The organism is Gammaproteobacteria bacterium, from assembly GCA_028817255.1.
Lineage (GTDB): Bacteria > Pseudomonadota > Gammaproteobacteria > Porifericomitales > Porifericomitaceae > Porifericomes > Porifericomes azotivorans.
The window spans coordinates 1-6,002 of record JAPPQA010000020.1 but is presented as its reverse complement, the minus strand read 5'-3'; the positions used below and the strand labels follow the sequence as shown (position 1 = coordinate 6,002).

Genomic DNA, 6,002 nt, shown 5'->3' with positions numbered 1-6,002 from the left:
GAGTCGCAGCAGCCAAGCCGCCAGGCGCCGGCTGCTGCGGTGGGGGGTAGGCGGCCCTTGCGGTTGCCTATACAGGTTCTCCTGGGCGGTGGGGCGATGGAGGCGCTTTCGATATTCCCCCCACCGGCGCGACTTCGGGCTTGCGCCCTCGTCTTGCCGACTCCCCCTCAAGGGGGGAGTGGTGCGTATTCGGCGGCACGGGCGCAGGCCCGGCCGTGCCGCTCGCGGGCCGCAAGGAAATTCCGCAACGGGTAGCGCCTGCCGTCGAAGCGTACATGCTCCACGCCCTGCCCGGCGGCTGCCGCCATGCGCGCAATGATTGCCGCCGTGTCCCGTGCGCCGAACTCCAGCCTATACGGCACCGGGTTCCGGACCGGGTAGGTCTCCTCGCTCTCGCCGATCCGCACCGGGACGCTGCGCCTGGACCGATGCAGCGTATTAATGCCCAGGGATTTGCAATCTATGCCGAGATTGGTATGCCCCCTGTCGGGAGACGACTCATGGTCATGGACAGTCATCACCAGGGGGGGTCTGGCGACGCCTTTATCCATAACGGGGTCGAATACCCAACCGCGAGCGCAGTACCAGCCGTGCCGCTCGCGGGCCGCAAGGAAATTCCGCAACGGGTAGCGCCTGCCGTCGAAGCGTACATGCCCCACGCCCTGCCCGGCGGCTGCCGCCATGCGCGCAATAATTGCCGCCGTGTCCCGTGCGCCGAACTCCAGAATATGCGGCCCCGGGCGCCGCACCGGGTAGGTCTCCTCGCTCTCGCCGATCCGCACCGGGACGCTGGACCTGGGCCAATGCCGGGTATTCACGTACAGGCGTTCGCAACCTATGCCGAGCATGCTGTCCCCCCTGTCGGGAGGCGACTCATAGACGACCATCTCCAGGCGTCCGGCGCCGGTTTTATCCATAAAAGGGTCGAACGACCAGCCGCGTTCAGAGTCGTCGGCAGCGGCGGCGTCGAGAACGGCCTGCCCCTGGGCCGCCCCCGCCGCAACCAGGGTCAACGCGGCCAGCAGAAAACTTTTCACATGTTTTGCATCATGCGACAGCGCCGGCAGCGGGCAACAATCCCTTACGGGTCATGCGACGACTCCGGGGACGATCCCGGCGGCGGCAGGGAGTGCCTGGAGCGCCGGACCGCGATCGTTTCGCCGGGGCGCTGGATGCGCGCGATGAAAGAGGCCCAGGCGCCGGGGGTTTTCGCCAGCGGGCCGAGGGTTATCTTTGCGGGGCGAAACTCCGGCGGCAATTCCACGTAGAGCCGGGGACACTCGCCGCCCTCGGCGTACTCGCACTCGATGGCGGGTTCCGTCTTTTCGGGCAACAGATAGCGCATCCGCACCAGGCGCACTTCCCGTTCCCGCGGGTCGCGACGGCGCTTGAACAAAAAGCGCGCCTCGTCCAGCAGGCCGCGGGTGCAGGCGTTGATGAACGACGCATATTCCCGGTATTTTTCTTCCTGCTTAAGCTTCAGGATATTCTCCAGGGCAGCCTGCATTTCGCCCAACGGGCCGCGTATCTTTTCCAGCTCATCCTCGTAGAAGACCGCAAACAGCGCCGGCGGAGATGCCTGCGCCACGGCGGCCACGCTGCCCGTCGCGTAGGGCAGCATGGCGCTGAAAACGGAATCGGCAAGCGCCTCCCGCGCAAACAGCCGCCGCGGATAACTCAGGCTGCACCCCGCTGCCTCGCGCCCCCGGTCCGTGCCGTAAAGGCGCCACCAGGGCAGCGCGTCTTCCGTGTCCGAGTCGCCCGCCGCGCCGGTGTCGTCCGCGCCGGACTCCCGGCCGGGGAGAAAACTGCCGACATAGACCGCGCTGTATTCCAGGCGCCCGTCATCCTCTCCGTAAAACTCCCGGCGCCAATCGTCGCCCTTGTCCATCGCCGCAAACATGGCCTGGCCTTCTTGCGGGTCGCTCATGCTCGCCGCGTTGTAGAGACGAAACCTGCCTGCCGCATCCACCAGGGGACGCAGGACGGCCGCCGACGTGTAATGCACCGCGTACGCGGCGCGCTCGGTGCGCCCCATGGATTCCGCAAAGGCCTCCCGCTGCAAACCCCGAATCGCGCGCCTTAACTCGTTAAACCGCTGGAACATCCCCGCCCGCCGCTGCGAAGGCATATCGTCGGAGGACAGGATAAAGAAGGCATCGAAGGGGGAAAAACGGGAAACGGCGCCGTCCTTGTCGTTCTTGAACGCCCTGGCGTAATCGGCTATGGCGCGGTCATGCTTGCCTTGCCCGGCATAAGCGGCGCCGCGGTTGTAGTACGCCGCGGCATCCCGCGGCGCCAGCTCCAGCGTCTTGTCGTAGTCCCATATGGCGGTGTCATAATCGCCCCTGCCCACATAAGCGGCGCCGCGATTGTTATAGGCCCCGGCATTCTCCGGGTCCAACTCCAGCACCTTGTCGTAATCGGCTATGGCGCGGTCGTAATCGCCCCGCCGGACATAAGCGGTGCCGCGGTTGTAATACGCCTTGGCATTTTCCGGGGCAAACTCCAGCGCCTGTTCGTAGTCCGCTACGGCGCGGTCGTAATCGCCCTGGCCGGCATACGCGAGCCCGCGATTGTAGTACGCCGCGACATATTCCGGCGCCAACTCCAGCGCCCTGGAATAATCCGCTATGGCGCGCTCATAGTCGCCCTTATTGATATAAGCGGTGCCGCGGTTGTAATACGCCGCATCGTTCCCCGGCGCCAACTCCAGCGCCCTGGAATAATCCGCTATGGCACGGCCGTAGTCGCCTTCCCGGGCATGGGCATTGCCGCGGTCGTAGTACGCCTCGGCATCCTCCGGCGCCAACTCCAGCGCCCGGTCGCAATCCGCTATGGCGCGGTCGTAATCGCCCCTGCCGGCATAGGCGGCGCCGCGATTCTTGTATGCCTCGGCATCCTCCGGGTTCAACTCCAGCGCCTTGCCGCAGTCGGCTATGGCGCGGTCGTAGTCGCCCCTGCCGGCATAGGCGGCGCCGCGGCCCTTGTATGCCTCGACGTCCTCCGGGTTCAACTCCAGCGCCCGGTCGCAGTCCTTGATGGCGCGGTCGTAATCGCCCTTGGCGGCATACGCGGCGCTGCGCCTCTTGTACGCCTCGGCATCCTCCGGCGCCAGCTTCAGCGCCTTGTCGCAGTCCTTGATGGCCCGCGCGTAATCGCCCCTGCGGATGTAAACGAAGGCGCGATTCTTGTACGCCGCCACATCCTCCGGCGCCAGCTTCAGCGCCTTGTTGCAATCCGATACGGCCCAGGTGTAATCGCCCTTGCCGGCATGCGCGAGCCCGCGGCTCTTATATGCCGCCACATTCTCCGGCGCCAACTCCAGCGCCTTGTCGCAATCCTCTATGGCGTAATCGTACTCGCCCCGCGCGACGTAAGCGGCGCCGCGATCGCAGTACGCCCCGGCATCCTCCGGCATCCGCTCCAGAACCTTGTTGTAGTCCGATATGGCACGGGCATGATCGCCCATGGCGGCATGCGCGGCGGCGCGATTGCCATACGCCTCGGCATCCTCCGGGTCCAACTCCAGCGCCTTGCCGCAGTCCGTTACGGCGCGCTCATAGTCGCCCTTGCCGGCATACGCGGCGCCGCGATTCCTATACGCCTCGGCATCTTTCGGGGCCAAGCCCAGCGCCCGCCCGTAATCCTCTATGGCGCGGTTATGCTGGCCCTTCGCGGCATAGGCGGCCGCGCGATTTTTGTAGGCCCCGGCATCCCTGGGGGCCCGCTCCAACACCCGGTCGTAGTCCGCCAGGGCGCGCGCATAATCGCCTTTGCGGAAATACGCCTGCCCGCGGCCCTGGTACGCCCCGGCATCCCCCGGCGCCAGCACCAACACCCGGTCGTAGTCCGCCAGGGCGCGCGCGTACTCGCCCTGGCCGACATATACGGCGCCGCGGCTCTTGTACGCCTCGGTATCCTGCGGCGCCAGCGCCAGCGCCCGGTCGTAGTCCGCCAGGGCGCGTTCGCGCTCGCCCTGGCCGGCATATACGGCGCCGCGGCTCTTGTACGCCTCGGCATCCTCCGGGTCCAACTCCAGCGCCTTGTCGCAATCTTGCAGGGCGCGTTCGCGCTCGCCCTTGCCGGCATACGCGGCGCCGCGGCCGTAGTAAGCCTCGGCATTCTCCGGCGCCATTTCCAGCGCCTGGTCGTAATCCCATATGGCGCGCTCATAGTCGCCCTTGCCGGCATAGGCGGCGCCGCGCTTTCTGTACACCCCGGCATCCTGCGGCGCCAGCGCTATCGCCTTGTCGAAATCCGTCAGGGCAAAATCGTATGCGCCCTGGCCTGCATACGCGACGCCGCGATTCTTGTACGTCTCGGCATCCTTCGGCGCCAGCCTCACCACCTTGTCGTAGTCCGATATGGCGCGCTCGTATTCGCCTTTCTCTACATAGGCGGCCGCGCGATTTCTGTACGCATCGCCATACCTGGGGGACAACTTCAGCGCCCTGCCGTAATCCGATATGGCATGGTTGTAATCGCCCTTGGCGGCATACGCGGCGCCGCGGCTTTTGTAGGCTTCGGCATACCTGGGGGACAACTTCAGCGCCTTGTTGTAGTCCGATATGGCAAGGTCGAACTCGCCTTGCTCGGCATAGGCGGCGGCGCGGTTTTTATAGACTTCGGAGTGATTCGGATTCAGGGCGATGTATTCCGTCAGGGTGGCAACGACCTGGTCCCACTCCTTGCGGCCTATGGCGTCCTGGATCGTTTGCAACACGTCTTCCTGGGTTTGCGTGGGCGCGACGATCCGTTCCGAGGCAAGCGTGCGATGGTAATAAGAGGTGACATCCTCCGGCTCCAGTTCCTGCGGCTGGCCGGTATCCGTGCCGCCCGCCTGCGGCGACCCTTCCGGGGCTTCGGCGGGCGAGCCCGCATGTTCCTCGGCAGCACCCAGATTGAAGTGAATGGCGGTATCCTCCGGCGACCACTCCGGCACATGTTCGCCCTCGTCCTCCTGCCTGGCCTCCGTGCCGGCCTCCGGCGATAGTTCCTCCGTGCGCGTCGCCGCGGCCGTCCGCTCTGCGGCGGAATCCAGACCGTCCTGCGCCACGGTGTCCTCCAGCAAAAAATCCGGCTCGCCGCCGTCCTCCCGCCCAAGCTCCGTGCCCAGCTCCGCGCCCAGCTCCAGCGGCGGCTCCGCCTGCGTAGCGGCCAGCGTCTGCCCGCCCTGGGTAACGAGCCCCAGATCGTAGTGCGCCTCGGCGCTCTCCGGCGACAACTCCACCGCCTTCTCGCAGTCCGCCACGGCGCGGGCGTGTTCGCCTTTCGCGGAGTAGGCGTAGCCGCGCTTGCGGTACGCCTCGGCATCGCCCGGGTTCAGGGCGATGTACTCCGTCAAAAGAACGGTGACCTCGTCCCACTCTTTATGCTTAAAGGCGTCCTGGGACTTTTGCCATATCTCCTGCGGGCTTTGCGACGGCGCGCCGTCCTGCCCCGCGGCGGTCGCCTCGCGCTCATCGGGCAGCGAAGTATCCTCCGGCTCCAGCTCCAGCGCCTTGTCGTAATCCGCCATGGAGAGATCGTGCTCGCCTTTTTTGGAATAGGCCCTGCCGCGCTTGCGGTACGCCTCGGCATCATTCGGATTCATGGAGATAAACTCGCTCAGCAGCGAGATGGCCTGGTCCCACTTTCTGCGCTGGACGGCTTGCAGGGACCTTTGCCACAGACCTTCGCCGGGCAGGTCCAACGGGCCGGTCTGCCCCCCGGCGGCGCCCTGGTCGTAGCGCACCGGGGCGTCATCCTCCGGCTCCAACTCCAGCGCCCGGTCATAATCCGCTATGGACAGCTGATGCTCGCCCTGCTTGGCGTAAGCGCCGCCGCGCTTGCGGTACGCCTCGGCATGATTCGGGTTCATGGCGATGAATTCCGTCAGCAGGGCGACGGCCGTATCCCACTCCTTGCGGCGGACGGCCTGCAGGGACTTCTGCCACAGCCCGCTGGAAGTGCGGGTGGACATGGCGCTCTGTTCCCCGGCGGGCGCCTGGCCGTAGCGC

2 protein-coding genes are annotated in these 6,002 nt (G+C 66.2%); both read right to left on the bottom strand.

The window, feature by feature from the left end; all coding sequences use genetic code 11:
* Positions 1 to 167: 167 nt before the first annotated feature.
* Entirely contained in the window at positions 168 to 1,037 is an 870-nt protein-coding gene (locus OXU43_00885) for a hypothetical protein (GenBank protein ID MDD9823730.1), read from the bottom strand.
* Between the two features lie 44 nt (positions 1,038 to 1,081).
* The gene (locus OXU43_00880; GenBank protein ID MDD9823729.1) at positions 1,082 to 5,965 is read right to left on the bottom strand and encodes a tetratricopeptide repeat protein; all 4,884 of its coding nucleotides are present in this window, start codon (positions 5,963 to 5,965) and stop codon (positions 1,082 to 1,084) included.
* Positions 5,966 to 6,002: the final 37 nt, after the last annotated feature.